We start from the raw sequence: 17,426 nt of genomic DNA, 5'->3' as shown, positions 1-17,426 counted from the left end.
ACTTGCTAGCTTTTAGTGGACGCGGTCCCCGGGACAAAACGCTAGGTAACATATGTCAAGTAAGGTAGTAAGCATAATCTCATAAAATGCTTTTTTTGAAACGATAGACTATTTGTACAGCTGCGTCAAAATACAGGTATTTAAAGAACCTGAGAACTAATCCGCATTTAGCGGGTTACTTGTTAAGTGAAGTTTTGTTTAAGACAAGTGATCTGAAACAACTAATCTTTATATAAACCCTATTCCATAGACAGGCTAGCTTTACGCTTGTTGTATGACTCCTCAGTGGTTACTTCCATACATAAGCTCAATGCTACTCAACAATACGATTTCGATTAGTTTCTACATCCGCCATATACTTCGACAGGCCTTTTTGGTTTTTCTGTTTGCCAACCTGGTAGTCATCAGTAAATGGGTTAGTCCATGGTCATTCCAGATACCCATCTCCATTGCGGCAATTCTGGGAACCTGTATCGCTCTATTACTGGCTTTTCGGACCAATCAGGCCTATGATCGCTGGTGGGAAGCTAGAATAGCCTGGGGGGCTATTGTCAATGATAGCCGTAGTTTTATCCGTCAGCTGCAAACCTTCTTGCCCCCTGATACCAAACCCCAAACCTTCTTGCATCCATTTGTTGAGCGTCAATGTGCCTGGTGCTTCGTATTGGGGGACACGTTACGCAAACAGCCCGTGTCCCAGCGACTGGAGGAGTTTCTGCCTGCCCAGGAGGCCAGGCTCATTGCTGATTCTCCTAACCCACCCAATCTGCTTTTGGTAAACCATGCTTTAGCGATTCGGCAGCTATTTGATGAGGGGTTAATCACAGATTATCAACTGGTGCAACTAAGCGTAACGCTCAATAATTTGACCGATTCCATGGGACGCTGTGAACGAATTAAAAACACAGTTTTCCCCCGAACCTATACCTTCAATATGCAGGTATTTATCTACTTATTTGCGACCCTACTTCCATTCTGTTTTGATGAACAGTATTTTTATTTAGATGTGCCTTTAGTCACACTCATAGCATCCGCTTTTATTTTAATCGAAAAAAGCGCGATTCAATTGCAGGACCCATTTGAGAACAGACCCACGGATACCCCTGTCACCACCATCGCCCGCTCGATTGAAATCAGCCTGAAAAGTATGACGGGCTATCCATCAATTCCTGCACCACTAGTCCCTGAACGCTATTACTCGCTATGACATCAGTACTATAGTAGCTAGTTAGACTAAGGCAACTGAACGACTGTACTTGAATAGGAAAGTGTAGCTTTTGTACTATCGGTCGTTCCTGTAATGACTCCTGCCCCACTTGGATCAGGCGTACTAGCCAGGGGAATATAGGCTTCCGTAACCAGTATTCCGGCCGTAGGGTCGAGTCCTAGCCAACCTGCTCCCGGTAGGTAAACCTCGGTCCAGGCGTGCAAAGCCAGCAGATCCTTGATCGCATCGGTTGAGGTGTCGGTAGTTGAGTTGGACAACTCAACCAGGTAGCCCGAGACAAAGCGGGCGGCCAGTCCTAACTTCCGGACTAGTTGTACCAGTAACCAGGCAATATCCCGACAGCTACCAGTGGAACGCCGGAGTGTTTCGTCAGCGGTCTGCACCCCGGGTCGTAGCCGTGCCTGGTAGACGATGGCCTGACAAACCTGTTGATTAAGGTGGATCAGAAACGAAACCGTCTCCTGGCGGGGTTGATGTTTAATCTGCCCAATCCATTGGGTGAGGTAAGCTCCCGGCTCAGTAGTGTCTCGGTAGGGCGCTAAATCATGCTGAAGCGTATCTGAGTAGTTGAAGGGAAAAACAGCGCATAGTCATCAAGTAAGAATTCGAAGGGGTTTACAGATTGCAGACTAGCCGTCAACTGAACCTGAATCGAGAGGCACGATACTTGCCCTGAAAAATCAACGCGGGCGATAAAATTTCCAAAGGGGTCTTGCTGCCAGCGTAGCACATGATTATCGGGTTCAATCCTTAATGAATAGGCCTCGATCACTGCCTGACAGGACGCAGTGGGTTTCAGGCGTATCAATTGAGTGGACAGATAGACCATTGGCTCATACTGGTAGAGCGAGTGGTGAGTAAGTTGGACTCGAATAGCCATCAGGAATAGTGCCGAGAAGACATTAAATGTGAACCTAACCGTTTAGAAAGGAAGACCTTTCAGCAATCGAGTTACTAGTAGCCGGATGAAATATCGCCACTGGCGCTGATGATTAATTCGTCATCGAATAAAACACTGACCGCCGTAATATCTCTGGCTTGTGGGTACTGCTGTTTAAATCGTTGATTGGCCTTTTCGACACTCGTATTTAGATACGCTCGTTTATGAGGCTTTGGCTGGATCGATGCGTAGCCGGTAACAATAACTAACAAATTAGTAGCCATAACTGCTGGGTTCAGGTAGTGGTAAAACGAGGAAGCAGTACTACGAGTATAGGGCGTCTAGTTACCAGTTAGATAGATTGACGCCCTACAGCTAGGCAACCGCCAAACCTCGAATGTAATATTCCTGGACATTACCGATTTGGCGTAAATCCATCAGCAGATCTTTCCCTTGCCAACTAAGTGGATCTCCCCCATTAATCATTAGGCTGTCTTTCGCCAGCCGCATTTCTGAGCCACCCCGGATTACACTCATGATGTTAATCCGTACTTTGGGAATCATGACCTGCTCTATAACCGTAAAAAGGTCATCAAAATTTATTCGCATGACTAGTATGAAAAGGAGTAAGACGATCAGGATTTCTTGAGAAATGCAAAAACACCTGATGGCTAAAACGGGACTGTACGTAAAGCAGCTTGAGTAGGCTGTTAGCCCTTGATGACTCCGAAAATCTGGACCAGCGAAAAAACCAATCCTTTCATTAGGTGGAGTACAGGAGGGACGTTAACAACTAGGTTGGTCAGTTGACAGCCGAGCGCTAGGGCGCATCCAGGCCTCGCTTACTATAACTGCGTTCGCGGGGAAAGGATTAAAAATTATCTACTTCTTTTCAGAAATCCCTGGTAAATATAACTGAAGCTGTAAGCCAACCTACTGTAGAAACGAGGACTTCGGTTGACAAATAATGGTTGCCCGGCTTTATAGCTACAAGTTATTTATTCTTACCAACTGCTCTATTGGAGAGCTATACATTCAACCGAAATTAAAATGCCAGCCGGAAAGGGCATCACCTGAGGGGTGCTACGGGCCGGAGGATTAGCCGGGAAAAACTCAGCATACACTTTATTGATCACACTAAAATCATTCCCGGCTACCATAAAGATAGTCGTCTTCACCACGTTGCTTAAGTCGCTTCCCGCTTCTTCCAAAATGAGTTTAATATTTAGAAAACATTGTCGGGTTTGCTGCTCAAAATCAGCACTAATGACTTGGCCCGAGCTGATATCTAAACCTGGCGTTCCAGATAAAAAAATAAATTTATCGGCCAGCACTGCTTGGGGAAACACTTGGCTCATCTGGGGAGCTTTCGTGGTATTAAAATTTCGCCTTTCTGCCATGTTTTTTATGATTTACCCACCGAAGTTATCCCTAACTTGGTGATTGATAGAGTTTGAACAGAAAACTATGCGACCCTTATATTCTACTATCAGTGCGGAGGGCAACTCATGAAGGGGCGTAAAGTAAGAAAAGGAAATTAGTTTGTTAACTAGCAGACGGTCTTTATCTGGATCTCATTTAACTCTCCCGCGTGAGACAAAGAGAGACTTGCGTATCCGTAATTAGGCGTTTAAAGAAACTGTACCGTAAGGCCTTCGCTATCACTTGGACCCAAAACTCTCTTTCATAAAGGATAAATTCACTAGAAAGCACCTAAATTAGCTGTATAACAGAAATCCAGTTTTGTTATACTTTCCGTTTAAGTAAACATAATGTAGGTGGTTGTTGCAATAGCCACTTAGATTATACAACATAGTTTTCGATAGATGTTCATCCAATTCTACTCGCCTACCCCAGCACTGGCTAGCTTGGTGAAAGGTTACCAAATTGTGCATGTACAAACGCCGAAGCACTTGCCTTCCGCCGCTCGCCCCTTTCCACCCCATGCCGTTCAGAGTTTGTCATTTTATCCTCGTGATCCGACCCAGATATTCCACCACCGGACGGGACTGACCAGCACCCAACCCAGTTGCATCCTGGTTGGCCCTCAGGTTTCACGGGTTGACCTGACCACAGGACCGGATATGTTAATCGTAGCCACATTTTTTGAGCCGGGTGGATTACATCGATTACTGGGCATTCCGATGACTGAATTCTTTGACTATGCACTTGATGTGTCCCTATTGTGGGCTCCCCAGATTCGTCAGGTTGATGAGCAGCTTCGCCAAACCCATAACTACAAGCAGATGCAACTGATCGTTGAAGCCTTCTTGCTGGATCGACTTCGTAAAAAACAGCCTGAACAGCACCCTATTGATCGGGCTTTCCAGCGAATGGAAGACCCAAGCCGACCTGCTTCGTTGGAGTACCTAGCCGATCAGGCCTGTCTAAGTCCCCGGCAGTTTGAGCGTAAATGCCATGAACGACTGGGCCTTGGCCCTAAAACGTTCAGTCGCCTAGTCCGCTTTAGTAAAGCCGTTCGGTTAAAAGAGAAATGTCCTCAGTTAGACTGGCTAGAGGTTGCTCTCCAGAGTGGGTATTATGATCGCCAACACCTGCGACGCGACTTTAAAGAATTTGCCGGTTCTACGCCCACCTTGCTGTTGGAGGAAGAAACCAGCACCCTCATACGGGGTTATAGTTCCCATAATTATTAACCGCAAGAATGTCGTTTTTTTACCCCCACTCTGGGCTAAATAGGGAGTAGGTTTGTTCGAATCAAAACTCGATCAATCATGAAACTATTCATTTTATTGGTCTTCATGACCCTCTTGGGTCAAGGAGCCTACAGTCAACAGAAGTCAACATCCCTACCTCAAAAAAATAGCCCAGAACAAAAAGCCATCGAAGCCCAGGTAGATGCTTTTTTTACGAGCTGGAATACCCATGATTTTAGGGACATGAACAAGTATATGGCCCCGGACTGCGATTTTGTCAATATCGTCGGTATGCACTGGAAAGGCCGAGCAGACGTGCAGTATGCGCATCAAACCATGCACCAACAGCACTTTAAAACTATACCGTTGGAAAAGCGGTCCGTAGCGGTTCGGTTTTTAACCCCTGATGTTGCCATTGCCCATGTGTTGATGCACGTCATGGATTCTTACATTACACCTGATGGATCAAAAGGGGGTGACGGTGATGGGTTGGCTACCTTCGTTTTTGTCAAACGAAATCGGGTTTGGCTGGTGGAGGCAGTCGAAAATGTCGTTGTCAATGAAGTAGCCAAACCGTTTAACCCCATTACCGTGAGAGACCAATCAAAACAGAAGTAAGGTCTACTACTTTCGGCTCAACATTATCTAATATCAATAATTCTTTTAGGTCATGGTAGTTATAGAACGGGTCTGGGAATAGTAATAACTTACTGCAGGTCAGTTCGTTGTAATACACCTAGACCCGTATGCGGCTGATTGAAGTTGACAGATGTTAAAAATTCATTGTCTCTCAAAAGGCTCATTTGTAATACTGAGCAAGTTATTTCCTAGGTAATGAATCTTGCATACCCGTTCTATAACACCAAACTTTGATTTTACTTATAGCCTAATTGTCACTTGCCAGTATAGAGAAGGTGGAAAAACGATCAACGAGTGAGATCGTCTAGGGATGGTTAAATGGAACGTGTTGCATTACTTACAATCGCATTGTATGGACTCCGAAAACTCTATTTTTGGTAAATCGGTCATTTTTGGCCTGAGTATACCCGAGCGACCGAAAAGCCATAGTATGGTCGTAACGTCTACCCTAAGCGACATTCTACGCTCCGGCACTATTTCTATTATTTTTATCGTGGTCTTAGAAGTAGATACGCAAAGTCACCTACAGGTATCAAAGTTTATTGCTTGTTATAGGCAGGGTGCTGGTTGGTGAGCGCTTGACAGTTAAATCCCGCTTTCGGCAAACGGGCTGCAGTCAATGCGAGCGTGAGTAATACACTAATTGATTGTGTTACAGTCAGGCGTATGTTAGTAAGTAAAGTTGTCAGCTATTAAAAACTCCAACTAGGTTCATTCTCATTAATTGCTCATTTATCTTTTCAAGAGTTCTAGAATTAACCGATTTTACGGGTATTGGGGGAAGCCAGGCTACCTCGGAAGCAGCCCGAAGAATGCCTTGGCAAAGTCGGCTCGTAAATTCTTGTCAACCAGGGTGGTGTACAGATCCGATAAGACTACAACCTGTCTTTTGACGGCATCTAACTGGATCACAAAATTCAGATTGTACGTCTCCCTAGTGCCGGGGTAAACCGGGGTAAAAAGCTCATGCCCCGATGAATAGGGCCGAAAATAACCCACTGTGGTTACCAACAAACAACGATCCTGACTGACCCATTCTCTGTAATGAATAAAAAAAACACCGGTTCGACTGGGTAGACTACTCAGAAGTGCCGGTACGTTTTTGTCGTCGAGTCCAGTCCTAAAGTCAATCCAATCGACAGGTCTGTGGAGCGTCTGGGCAAAGGCTTTGCTGAGGGCAGGATTCTGTTGCAGTTGTTTGGCGAAGCGAACAGTAGCCCGTTTAATTACCCTGCCCTGGAAACTGGGGTAAATCAAGACCGCGATCAGACTTAAGACAGCCACCATCCAGAAAATAATAAAATAGGTGTAGGGCATAGGGGCTGAGTAGCTATTCGCGCTACAGAGGACGAAGATACTTCTAAACAGGGCATATCCCTAGTGAGCAACCTTATGCCAAATGGGTGAGTTCACCAAACCTCCTTCCTCTTGTATATCGTCGCCGGTTAGGTATAGAAGTATAGTTTAAACGACTGCAATGGCTGCCCAGTCCATTTGGGCAGTACTACCCGAAATTTCATAAAAGGCTCCACCACTTGAGATGATGAGTGAGTTGTGTATTTATAATTCGGACACGTAAAGAAATAGGGAAAGGGAACTAGAACCTATTATGGACAAAATCGTCGGATGAATTCGGGAACCCCCACTTAACGACCACACCGTCCGTCACGTGAAAAATCTACGGTGGTCAGTCTTCTGACTGTTTGCTATTCAATCGACACAACAATTCAGTTTTGGCTAAATAGTAGTCCGGTTAGGCTAAATCCCCATGGCAATTTGTTGGTGCGTGGTTGACTCTATGGCCAGAAGCGGGGTAAGATACTGCAAACTGGGGTTAGGTTTCCATTGGGCTTTACTTTTTCGGGCTTGGAGTCTGCAAGGCTCCCAACTCTTCTTTGAACAGGATGCGGGTTCCCTGCCCGGCCACGAAACACCAGCCACCGTGCTGCTTCACAAACACCTCCGTGCGTTGCACCCGGATCTTTAAATCACCTTTGGGTGTGTCCAAAACCACATCCAGCAGATCGTTCAAGATCGCCGTTTTGCCCTCGTAGATGCGCAGAATTTCCATACCTGGCACGGGTGTTACCGCCTTAAAGGAGGCTCCGGCGTTGACGAACCCCTGTTTCCACTCCTGGAAGCCGTAGTCGATTTTCCCATCCGGATTCACCGTTACATAGTCGTCGGGACAGTGCTTGCCCAGGCCGTCAATCAGGCGCATGCCCTTAATGGCCTTGCGGTCGTCGGGGTAGTTGGTGGTGTTAAACTTGCCCGACGGGGGCGTGTGCGGGTCGGGCAGGGTTTGCCCCAGCGTGGGCACAGTCAACAGCGCGAAGGCTGCGAGGGTAGCTAGAGATTTCATTTGTTTTGACGGTTGATTACCCCAAACCTACGCTATCAGGTCTTGGGCGAGTTAGCAATATTGTGCCAAAACGTACTCTTGGAGCGCCATGCACCAATTTTGTAGAAAAATGAGCTGATTTTGCTATAACCCGGCAAGGGCCGAAAGTGGACCGGGCTGAGGGAATGGCGTGAAACCGTATAGGTTACGGTTTTTTGACGGAGGCAACACGCCCGCTGGCGTATTCGGTCGGGGTTTGGCCGTATACATCCCGGAAGCACTTGGTAAAATAGTTTGGACTGCTGAAACCAACCTGATAAGCCACGTCGGCCACGTTTCCCCCCTGTTGGCCGAGCAGGCTGGCGGCCCGGCTCAAGCGGATGGCCCGGATAAATTCATTGGGCGACTGCTCGGTTAAAGCGGTCAGTTTGCGGTGCAGTTGGGTTCGGCTCAAGCCCATTTCCCGACTGAACCCCTCTACATCAAAGGCCACATTGGCGAGGTTGGCTTCCGCAACGGTAAGCGCTTTCTGAAGAAACTGCTCATCCAGCGAGGTAACAAGGAGTTCAGTGGGTTGCAGGGTGATCTGTCGACTGAACTGCTCCCGGAGCTTTTTACGGCTTTCCAGCAGGTTGCGAACCCGGACCTCTAACTCATCCATCCCAAAGGGCTTGATCAGATAGTCATCGGCTCCTGTTTCGAGGCCCCTTAGTTTGCTGTCTCTATCCGCTCTGGCGGTCAACAGAATAATGGGAATATGGCAAGTTCGCTCGTCGGTTTTGAGTCGTTCACAGAGCGTCATCCCATCCAGGCCAGGCATCATTACATCTGAAATAATCAGATCAGGGATCGTTTTTAGGGCGGCTTGGTAGCCCTCCAGACCGTTTTCAGCGGCCGATACACCATATATTTTCGAGAGTTGGCTGACCAGGAACTGTCTCAGGTCTCCATTATCTTCCACGATTAACAGGTGCCCTGACTGGCTGGACCGTTTGCTGGTTTGAGTGGGTTCGTTCCTCGTAGACGAAGGCATTACGGCGGGTTCTGACAAGGGGATTCCCGACGCAGAGCCATCCAGCCCGGCTCGTTCTTCCACTGATAGAGTTCCCAAAGGAAGGCGTAGCCGGAAGGTCGTACCAATGCCCAATGTGCTTTCTGCCTGAATTTGGCCGTTGTGTAGTTCAACCAGTTCTTTGACCAAAGCTAACCCGATGCCTGTGCCTTCATACGAGCGGGTAGCCGAATCCTCGACCTGGTAAAAGCGATCAAAGATGCGGGAAAGTTGGTCGTTGGCAATGCCAATGCCCGTGTCCTGAACGATGAGTTGTAGCTCACACCTACCGGTTTGCAAGGGTTCAACCGAGGCCGAAAACCGCACTTGACCGTTAACTGGCGTAAATTTATACGCGTTAGAAAGGAGGTTAGAAAGGATCTGCTCTAACTTATCACTGTCCATCAGCACCCACACCGGTTGTAGCGAAACCGTGTAGTGGTAGGTAATGCCCTTGCTTTCGAATAAGGAGCCAAACGAACCCGCCATCTGTTGAAGAAAGCGGGTCAACTCACCGGGCTTAGGATGCAGTTCCAGCTTACCCGCTTCCAGGCGCGAGAGGTCCAACAGTTGATTGATCAGTTGTAACAGTCGGCTCGCGCTACGGTCGATGAGCTGGTAATCAAATCGTCGTCGGGAACCCGGTTCATCCTGCTGATCTAGCTTTTCCGCCGACCCTTTGATGAGCGAGAGCGGGGTGCGGAATTCGTGGGAGAGGTTGGCGAAAAAGCGGGATTTAAGCGTATCCAGCTCTTGCAACGCCTGGGTTTGCTTTTCCTGAATCAGAGCCTGGTGAGAAAGCGCTTTGACTTCGATTAACTGCTGCTCAAGGGCGCGACTGAGCAGGGCAAAATCAAGCCCCAGGTAAATGGAGGTGGCCACCGGAATACTTAACAAGGAGAGTATATATAGGATATTTCGGCGATTGGCGATGTCCACATTGAAGAGGTCGTCGCTCCACAGGCTGGGCAAAAAAAAGGCCAAAAAAAAGAGAACATAACCGATTGCCCCCAGGCCAATAATCCAGGCTCCTTCTTTCTGTCGGCGAATGGCCAGCCAGGCAATTCGAGCAATGTTTAGCTGAATAGCTATGCCCGCCAAAACCCCACCGACTTTCCAACCCCATCCGTAGAGACCAGCGTTGAGCAACAACCCACCGAGTACCCAACCCAGGAGCCCCCAATAAAATTTATCCTTAGATTGTCCCAGCAACTCATACAGTGCCAACAGCAGCAAAAGGCCAGCAATTCCATAGAGGTCAAACGCCAGATTAGCAACATAAAATTTATCGGCTACTTCGTGGATGGTGACCATCAACTCACGCTGTAAAACGTTTCCGGTCAGGATCAGAACGGCCCACAGGCCGAAATAGAGGTTGGCTTTTCGGCTGGGAGCGAATCGGTAAAAAGCCAAATGAAGGATGGCCAGTATACAACCTATACTAATCAGAAACACATGTAAGCGTTCTGCAATGACCAGATACTGCTGATAAAAAACGTTGGCGGACTCCTGGGTTTTTAGCTGAATCCAGAAGGGGGGATTCTGATTTTCAAACACGGTTGTATAGTGAATGCCAGGTTGACGAGCAAACCGGATAGCCAGTACCTGCTCGCCGGTTTTGCGGAGGGGGAAGGGTATAGGTTTCCACAACGGATCAAACGCAAGCACTTTTTGGGGATCAGTACTCACCAGTCCCCATCGGTGCAGGAGCTGACCGTTCACATAGATTTCGGAGGCCCCGACCTGCCGAATGACTAGCGCTAAGGGTTCTCGCAGCCAGCTGCTGTCGGTCGAAAATCGCAACCGCAACCAGCCAATGCTAGCGGCATTCAGCGGTGAAGGCTCGTTAATGTCGCGGGTTAGCTGAATGGTGGGCCAGCGCTGATCAGGGAAGTCAGCGCTGGCCCACCTGGGATCATCTCCTACCTGGAAGCGCCAGCCCTTCTGGAGATTAAGCTCTTGGGACGGCAGGCTTTTCAACGGAGTAATCCCAGACTGTGCCCAGCTTGGGGAAACCAGCAGACATAGAAGGAGCAAAACTAATCCATTCGTTTTCATGTAACGTTCCTGTATGAACTAGAAATAATACTCAATCTTTCCGTTCTAGTATCAAGGTACTAAAGTTTACCTATCCAGACAATGAACGAATCCCGCGACCAAACCTGAACATCATCTACTGTTTATCCGTAATTCCTCCAGCCTTTGGGAACAGCCTAAGAATAGGTGCCTTTGTATTTTTTCTACTACGATACGGAGGCTCAGCAACTGCCCGGTCTATTTCTTATTGGCTCATTTTTGAAAGGTCGCGACTGTGTAAAGCCATCTCGACAAAGTCTTATGAAAAGGCTCCAACATGAAACTGAGACCATATCTCCGCTCATTAAATAAGGCATTTTGCGAGATGCCAAATACGTAACTTATCGACTCAGATTATTCGAACCTTTATGTGTAAAAAAACTAAAAATTAGCCTAAAGAAATGAGCAAAACGTCCCTTATAATTCAGATAAACAGATTAGTAAAAGTGGAATTGACTCATTAACTTTAATCCACTGAACAACTAGTAGGCCTATGCTCTTGAAAGGTTTCCTGCCCAGCCCAGCCTTGCGGGAGTACATCGAAAATATCGGCATTGTTCATCTGGTATTTTCCACTCACCAAACCATACCGGTCAAAGCTTATACCCCCAAAACTGGCGATTCCCTGGAGTTTTTTCTCCGTGACCCCGAATACGTTCAATATCCGGGAGAAACCACTAAAACCAAGAGACCCGTTGCCTTCCTGCATGGCCAACATACTTTTGTGACCAATCGGTTTGTGGGACAGGAGTTTTTATATCTGAATATCAAGTTTCAACCCGGTGTTTTATTCCGCTTAACGGGCATTCCCTCCTATGAGTTGACCAACACCTATATTGATGCAGACGCTGTTTTTTCACGAGACATACGGACAATAACCGAACAGTTAAGAAATGCCCAATCGTATGATGAAATGCTCCAACGAGCGGAAGCATTTGTCCTTAGCTTGATCCGACGATCCAACAAGGACGCGCATGGTATTGATCGAGCGGCTCAATTTCTTTTACAGAACACAGAACCTATTTCGATGGATTGGCTGGCCAGCCAATCCTGTTTAGGCCCCCGGCAATTCGAACGCAAGTTCAGGGAGCGCATGGGGGTGCCCGCTCCCCAACTGGCCCGAATTGCCCGCTTTGATAAAGCGTTTCTATTGAAAAATGCCCAGCCTCAAAAAGACTGGTTAAGCATTGCTCTTCAGTGTGGCTATTACGACTATCAGCATTTAGTCAGAGACTACAAAGTCATCACCGGCACGACTCCCCCCTCATTTTTTCAGCTTGACAATCAGGCTCCCGAACGACTGTTGGGTCTACACTAGTAAAATGTAGAAGTCGGTGAGCCGTAAAAAGTCGTTTTTGTACCACTAATTGATCCTGAGGGCTCTTCACTTTTGCCTAACAAATCAGCTTGTTATGGAACGAAGAAATTTCCTATTGTCGGGACTTCTAGTGGGCTTAGACCTGCCATCCGATTCGGGGCGTCATGACCTCATAATGGCAGCTACGGACGGAGGACCGCTAAAACCCATTTATATTCCCCCTTCTCCACAACCCTTGACAGAAGGGCCTAGTGGCACAGATGCCAGGTTAAAGATTCGCAGTCAGCAAACCAATCGGCAATTTTCGTGTCAAGAACTGCTACTCGGCCCCAAACGGATGGGACCTGCTCCTCACCTGCACAAAGAACTGGATGAAATTATGTTTGTTCAGGAGGGTACTGTTAGCGTCCTGGTCGGCAAAGAGGTGTATGAAGTGGAAGCGGGTGGCTGGCATCTGCGACCCCACGGTATTGTTCATACGTTTTGGAATGCCACCCATAAACCAGCCCGCTGCATCGACATGTATTTTAATCAGGACTTTGACAATTTCCTGGAAGCGATGTTCGAAAAACTGATTCCTGATTTGATAAAGCGAGGTGTTGCCTTGAGCTCGAAAGAGGCCACTGACAAAATGGATCAATTATACGCTCGGTATGGGATTACCATGTTTGACGAGCAACGGGAGCCTATCATGGCTAAATATGGACTAAAAGGATAAGTCCTTAGCGCTATACGACCCTAAAGCAACTCATCATTCTGTCTACTTAAACTTACATTCATGAAGACGCTTCTACTCTGTTTATTCGTATTTCTTTCGCTGGGCGATCTCTCGGCACAAGCTACTAAAAAAGGGAAGGTGGTGATGGCTAAATTCCTAGCCCCATCCCTTCAGGGAAATCGAGGTGGTGAAGACCCCATGCGCAAGCTAACCATTTACCTGCCGCCCGGCTATCAGGAAAGTAAACAACGCTATCCAGTTGTCTATTTTTTGCATGGTTTTTTGGTCAATGATAGTTTAATGATGGTCTATAATCGGTTCCAGGAATTGATGGATACAGCCATTCTGAGCGGTCAGTTGCACCCGATGATCTTAGTCTTGCCCAATAGCGAAACAGCCTTTGGTGGCAGTTATTATACCAATTCAACCCTGACTGGAAATTGGTCGGATTATATCGGAAAAGATGTAGTTAGCTATATCGATGGCCACTATCGTACCCTAGCCAACCGGAACAGCCGAGGCCTATGTGGGCATTCCATGGGCGGGTACGGGGCGTTAAAAGTGGGGATGCTGTTTCCCAATGTCTTTGGCGCTGTGTATGCGCTCAGCCCGGCAACCTTGTCTTGGGCGGCTGACTTTAGCCTGACCAATCCTGTCTTTAAGGGAATGGATTCGTTCCGAAATGAATTCAGTGCCGACCAAATAAGGGCTGACTTATATAAGGGGAAACGAGAGAAATTTTACACCCTCTTGCTGGCCGATCTGGCTCGAACGAATTCGCCTGATCAGGGAAAGAACGCTCTTTCAGCCGCCATGCCCGTAACCTATGTTGGTGATAGTGTGCTTGTCCATAAAGAGATCGTAGCCAAGTGGGAAGCTAATTTTCCGGTGAACATGATTGACCAGCATGGAGCCGCCTTAAAACAATTAAATGCGTTAAAAATAGATTGGGGCCGCAATGAAGAATTTGCTCATATTCCCATCACCTGCCTTCAATTGAGTAAGAAGTTAGAAGCCCATGGGATCAAGCATATTGCCGAAGAGTATAATGGTACCCATATTAACCGATTAGCCGGTCTGGATGGCCGACTGTATACCGAACTGCTGATATTCTTTAACACATATCTACAAACGGCGTCAAAAGAACGAGAAGCCGTTCGGTAGGCATATCGGATAGCTGCATGGGTAACTTTTTAACTGACAAGTACTTCAAAATGCACTCCAACTTGAGACGTGAGTGATTTGGTATCGCCAAGAACCGGATAAAATAGTGTAGTTTATCATCAATAGGTAAATGACACCACCATTGATTTTCCATGGAGAAGCTATTTCTTAATCCCGTTGAGTTGCCAAACTGGGAACAATCCTTTTCACAGATCGTCACCGTCCGTAGCGGCTCCACTAAAACGATTTATCTGTCCGGTCAAGTGGCCATGGATCAGCATAACCAGCTGGTTGGGCAGGACGATCTTACCAGACAGGCCATACAAGCCTTTCAGAACGTAGAAAAAGCGTTGGCATCAGTCGGATCGACGACAAGAGATGTTGTCAAACTAACCATTTATGTGAAGGATTACAAAGCAGCCGATGCCAGTAGCATCAGTGAAGCCTTCCGAAATACATTCCCGCATAACCACCTGCCCGCCAGCACATGGCTGGGTGTACAATCGTTAGCGCTGGAGGGTTTATTAATCGAGATTGATGCGATTGCCGTGACGGAAGTGTAGTTTTTGCCGATCTAACAGATTTAGCAACATTCTCACCATAACGCTCCCACCTGAGACGATGGAAAGTTTAAGTATTTGTTTTTAGCAGGCTGGCATCAGGCAAGTCACTTCCGCAGGAGTTCATTGCCTGATGCCAGCCTAGATGAATTGATCCATCGGTATCGGCGGCGGCTGCTAGCGCTCAGGTACCCGGGAAATAAGTCGTTTGCAGGTACTCCCGTAGCGAAGTTGGCTTGCGGCCTAGTAGACGCTCAAGGGTATCGTGCGTGCTGGCCAGCATGCCATCTTGGGTGGCGGCACCCCACTGGGCCAAGAAGGTGGCGACTACTTCGGGCAAACCAGCGGCTACTTTCTGGGCAATGTAGAGATCATCCTCGATGCTTGTGTAAGCGATGGGCCGGCCCGCTAATGCAGAGAATTCCCGGGCGATATCCGCAAACGAATAAGCCTCGCTCCCCGACAGCGTATATTCCTTGTCCTCATGTCCGTCGCTGGTCAGCAGTTCGGCCGTGGCAGCGGCCAGTTCGGCCCGCTTAACAAAAGCGATCTTGCCGTCTCCGGCCGGGAAACGGATCTCGGTATCCGGTACCTGGTTTCCTATCAGGTGCCCAAGGCCTTCAAAGTAGTAGCCGTTCTTAAGAATGGTGTATAATAGCCCGGACGCTTTGAGGTAGGCTTCAGTAGCCAGGTCGCTTTCTGTGACCTCCGCCAGCACAAAATCTGTGCTGCGTTGGATGCTGGTGTAAAGAAGGTGCTTCACCCCGGCTTCCTTAGCAGCGTCGATGACGTTTTGGTGCTGGCGCACCCGGTCGGTAAAGGCCACGGCGGAAACCAGAAGTACCTTATCGAAGCCTTGAAAGGCTTTCACCAGCGCAGGATAGTCAAAGTAATCGGCTTGCCGAACGTCTACACCCCGCTTCACCAGGTCGGTGGCTTTGCTGACATTGCGTACCAGGGCGCCGATTTTTGCGGCTGGGGTAGTAGTGAGTAAGAAATCAATGGTTTGGTGGCCTAGCCCACCGGTGGCTCCAGTTACTAGAATCATGGTAATAAGAATAAATTTCCCTTTATATTTACTTGCAAATTGCAAGTCAAAGATAGGAGAAATAACTTGCAAAAAGCAAGTTAAAATAAATCGTTTTTTATGAAGGAGCTAAAACAACGTTCTACCTGCCCTATCAGCACATCGCTCGACGTGTTGGGAGACAAATGGACCCTGCTCATTCTTCGGGACATGGTGTTCGCTGGGAAGTCTACGTATGGGCAATTCTTACAGTCAGCTGAAAAAATGGCGACCAATGTGTTGGCCGACCGCCTGGTGGTCCTGGAGTCGCAAGGTATCTTAACCAAGGCTGTGGCCGCCGATAAGAAATCGAAGTTCACCTACCGCCTGACGGAAAAAGGCGTTGATATCGTTCCAATTATTGTGGCGCTCATTCTATGGGGATCCAAACATTACACCACCGATATCGACCCTGGCTTACTGAAAGAACTTCAGACAGGGAAGGACGCGGCCGTTGAAAAATACCAACGGCTTGCCCGCGAAAAGTCCCTAGCATAAGCAAGTGGCATGTGTCCTCACGCACGGATAGCAGTGAAATGGCGATGGGGTTCCAGGCTCGCTTTTCTAAGTTTTCGGGGTATCGCCAGCGTAGCGCTTTTTTAGCACCTCAATACATATGATTGCTGCGAGCCTGGACGATAGTTTTCCCGTTTAAGGGCGATAGGGTTTCTGTTGAGACCTAATTCGCTTTTCTCTCAATACGCTCCCTGCTGAGACGAAGTGAGATTTGCGTATCGATAATTCGGGCGTTTAATAATATGGTCGATTGATAAGACTACATAAGAAAGTAGGCGTCAATCTGCTAATGATAAATTTAACCTTATTATCTATGTTAATTTGTATTATATCAAGAAATAAATAAATTATTCTTTTTATATTAGATTATTTAATAGTAATTTCATACTAGTAAAATTACCTAGTAATCTTAATTTAATAGGTAAAAAAATACTACAACCATTCCATCGTAACTCTAACCTACTTACTTATGATTGTAAAAATTACTCGTGAAAACGCCTAGGCTATATATTGGTTGGATTGATACCAAGCTGTGCTTCAATCAAAATTGTCTTTAGTGGTAGAAGTAGTTTCTGTTGGTCAAACTTAGGCTCGATAAAACACAATCTCAGCGTTCCCTCACCAACCTAAGTTCCATACTTTGAACGGGAGAATTATCGAGGAGCAGGACAATTCACATCCTACTCAAGCTTACCTGCACTGGGAGACGAGGTACATAAATGCTTCTCGAACCGACTATTCACCCACTCTACGAAACGTTGGAAGACCACAGTCCCATTCGCCTTAACTATACAACATTAGTATCTACATGCCATGAAAAATTTTATCTCCATTCTCTGGTTAGTCTGGCTTGTCAATAACCAAGTTGTTGCCTCTGAACTACATCCATCTACCCGAAAAGCAACGCAAAGAAGAGAAGACATGGGGCTACACGCCCATTTGCCGACTTCGACAATTACTACATTCACGTCTGGAGCCAGTTGGCAATATTTGGTAGCCACAAGTGCCCCTGACCCCAGTTGGAAAAATAATCTCTTGTTTAATGACACGAGTGCGCCCTGGTATGCAGGCTCCTCACCCCTAGGCTATGGTGGACAAGGAGCCAGTAGCACCAGCGTGACCAGTGAAGGGGGGACCTGCATTAATCAATGTGTGAGTGGTACAGTGACCACCCCAGGTTGCCTGACTTGTACCACCAAAGAAATCACCACG

18 protein-coding genes are annotated in these 17,426 nt (G+C 47.3%); 9 read left to right on the top strand and 9 right to left on the bottom strand.

Translation table 11 applies throughout. The features are described from left to right. Positions 1–310: 310 nt before the first annotated feature. Complete coding sequence (locus ACYVE4_RS32330; RefSeq protein WP_461044564.1) at positions 311–1,207, top strand: bestrophin family protein; 897 nt, start codon at positions 311–313, stop codon at positions 1,205–1,207. Between the two features lie 26 nt (positions 1,208–1,233). On the opposite strand, the gene ACYVE4_RS32325 is transcribed toward ACYVE4_RS32330, so the two are convergent. The 5 genes from ACYVE4_RS32325 to ACYVE4_RS32305 form a co-directional block, all read right to left on the bottom strand. Next, a complete protein-coding gene (locus ACYVE4_RS32325) occupies positions 1,234–1,641 on the bottom strand; it encodes a transglutaminase-like domain-containing protein (RefSeq protein ID WP_461044889.1) in 408 nt (135 codons plus the stop codon). A 125-nt stretch (positions 1,642–1,766) separates the two neighbouring features. Continuing rightward, positions 1,767–2,108 carry a transglutaminase N-terminal domain-containing protein gene (locus tag ACYVE4_RS32320; RefSeq protein WP_461044563.1) on the bottom strand — a complete coding sequence of 114 codons (342 nt, stop codon included), beginning with the start codon at positions 2,106–2,108 and terminating at the stop codon, positions 1,767–1,769. A 74-nt stretch (positions 2,109–2,182) separates the two neighbouring features. Then, positions 2,183–2,392 carry a hypothetical protein gene (locus tag ACYVE4_RS32315; protein ID WP_461044562.1) on the bottom strand — a complete coding sequence of 70 codons (210 nt, stop codon included), beginning with the start codon at positions 2,390–2,392 and terminating at the stop codon, positions 2,183–2,185. A 91-nt stretch (positions 2,393–2,483) separates the two neighbouring features. Next, a complete protein-coding gene (locus ACYVE4_RS32310) occupies positions 2,484–2,717 on the bottom strand; it encodes a hypothetical protein (protein ID WP_461044561.1) in 234 nt (77 codons plus the stop codon). Positions 2,718–3,124: 407 nt separating this feature from the next. Continuing rightward, positions 3,125–3,508 (bottom strand): RidA family protein, encoded by a 384-nt coding sequence (locus tag ACYVE4_RS32305; protein ID WP_461044560.1) that lies wholly within the window; start codon positions 3,506–3,508, stop codon positions 3,125–3,127. 426 nt (positions 3,509–3,934) lie between these two features. Between ACYVE4_RS32305 and ACYVE4_RS32300 the strand changes: the two genes are divergently transcribed. Together ACYVE4_RS32300 and ACYVE4_RS32295 are read left to right on the top strand one after the other, a co-directional pair. Then, entirely contained in the window at positions 3,935–4,765 is an 831-nt protein-coding gene (locus ACYVE4_RS32300) for a helix-turn-helix domain-containing protein (protein WP_461044559.1), read from the top strand. 78 nt (positions 4,766–4,843) lie between these two features. Next, complete coding sequence (locus tag ACYVE4_RS32295) at positions 4,844–5,383, top strand: SgcJ/EcaC family oxidoreductase (protein ID WP_461044558.1); 540 nt, start codon at positions 4,844–4,846, stop codon at positions 5,381–5,383. A gap of 810 nt (positions 5,384–6,193) precedes the next feature. On the opposite strand, the gene ACYVE4_RS32290 is transcribed toward ACYVE4_RS32295, so the two are convergent. The 3 genes from ACYVE4_RS32290 to ACYVE4_RS32280 all read right to left on the bottom strand — a co-directional run bounded on the left by ACYVE4_RS32290 (position 6,194) and on the right by ACYVE4_RS32280 (position 10,854). Beyond that, positions 6,194–6,721 (bottom strand): hypothetical protein, encoded by a 528-nt coding sequence (locus ACYVE4_RS32290; RefSeq protein WP_461044557.1) that lies wholly within the window; start codon positions 6,719–6,721, stop codon positions 6,194–6,196. A gap of 535 nt (positions 6,722–7,256) precedes the next feature. Continuing rightward, positions 7,257–7,766, bottom strand: coding sequence for a Cif family virulence factor (locus ACYVE4_RS32285; protein ID WP_461044556.1), 510 nt, complete (start codon positions 7,764–7,766; stop codon positions 7,257–7,259). 184 nt (positions 7,767–7,950) lie between these two features. After that, positions 7,951–10,854 (bottom strand): hybrid sensor histidine kinase/response regulator transcription factor, encoded by a 2,904-nt coding sequence (locus tag ACYVE4_RS32280; protein ID WP_461044555.1) that lies wholly within the window; start codon positions 10,852–10,854, stop codon positions 7,951–7,953. 511 nt (positions 10,855–11,365) lie between these two features. On the opposite strand from ACYVE4_RS32280, the gene ACYVE4_RS32275 reads away from it, so the two are divergent. From ACYVE4_RS32275 to ACYVE4_RS32260, 4 genes are all read left to right on the top strand, one after another. Continuing rightward, positions 11,366–12,190 carry a helix-turn-helix domain-containing protein gene (locus tag ACYVE4_RS32275; RefSeq protein ID WP_461044554.1) on the top strand — a complete coding sequence of 275 codons (825 nt, stop codon included), beginning with the start codon at positions 11,366–11,368 and terminating at the stop codon, positions 12,188–12,190. A 94-nt stretch (positions 12,191–12,284) separates the two neighbouring features. Continuing rightward, positions 12,285–12,908: a cupin domain-containing protein gene (locus tag ACYVE4_RS32270; RefSeq protein ID WP_461044553.1), complete on the top strand. Its 624-nt coding sequence runs from the start codon at positions 12,285–12,287 to the stop codon at positions 12,906–12,908. A 60-nt stretch (positions 12,909–12,968) separates the two neighbouring features. Then, complete coding sequence (locus ACYVE4_RS32265) at positions 12,969–14,072, top strand: alpha/beta hydrolase (RefSeq protein ID WP_461044552.1); 1,104 nt, start codon at positions 12,969–12,971, stop codon at positions 14,070–14,072. A gap of 152 nt (positions 14,073–14,224) precedes the next feature. After that, the gene (locus tag ACYVE4_RS32260; protein WP_461044551.1) at positions 14,225–14,635 is read left to right on the top strand and encodes a RidA family protein; all 411 of its coding nucleotides are present in this window, start codon (positions 14,225–14,227) and stop codon (positions 14,633–14,635) included. 181 nt (positions 14,636–14,816) lie between these two features. Here ACYVE4_RS32260 and ACYVE4_RS32255 read toward each other — a convergent pair whose 3' ends face one another. Then, entirely contained in the window at positions 14,817–15,752 is a 936-nt protein-coding gene (locus ACYVE4_RS32255) for an SDR family oxidoreductase (protein ID WP_461044550.1), read from the bottom strand. Positions 15,753–15,779: 27 nt separating this feature from the next. Between ACYVE4_RS32255 and ACYVE4_RS32250 the strand changes: the two genes are divergently transcribed. Both ACYVE4_RS32250 and ACYVE4_RS32245 read left to right on the top strand, forming a co-directional pair. Next, on the top strand, positions 15,780–16,196 hold the full coding sequence (locus ACYVE4_RS32250; RefSeq protein WP_461044549.1) for a winged helix-turn-helix transcriptional regulator: 417 nt from the start codon (positions 15,780–15,782) through the stop codon (positions 16,194–16,196). Positions 16,197–17,027: 831 nt separating this feature from the next. Beyond that, positions 17,028–17,426, top strand: a 399-nt coding sequence (locus ACYVE4_RS32245; RefSeq protein ID WP_461044548.1) for a hypothetical protein, incomplete at its 3' end; no start/stop codon positions are given.

Source organism: Spirosoma harenae, from assembly GCF_054776975.1.
The sequence above is the reverse complement of the archived record's forward strand: the minus strand, read 5'-3'. Positions and strand labels throughout refer to the sequence as shown.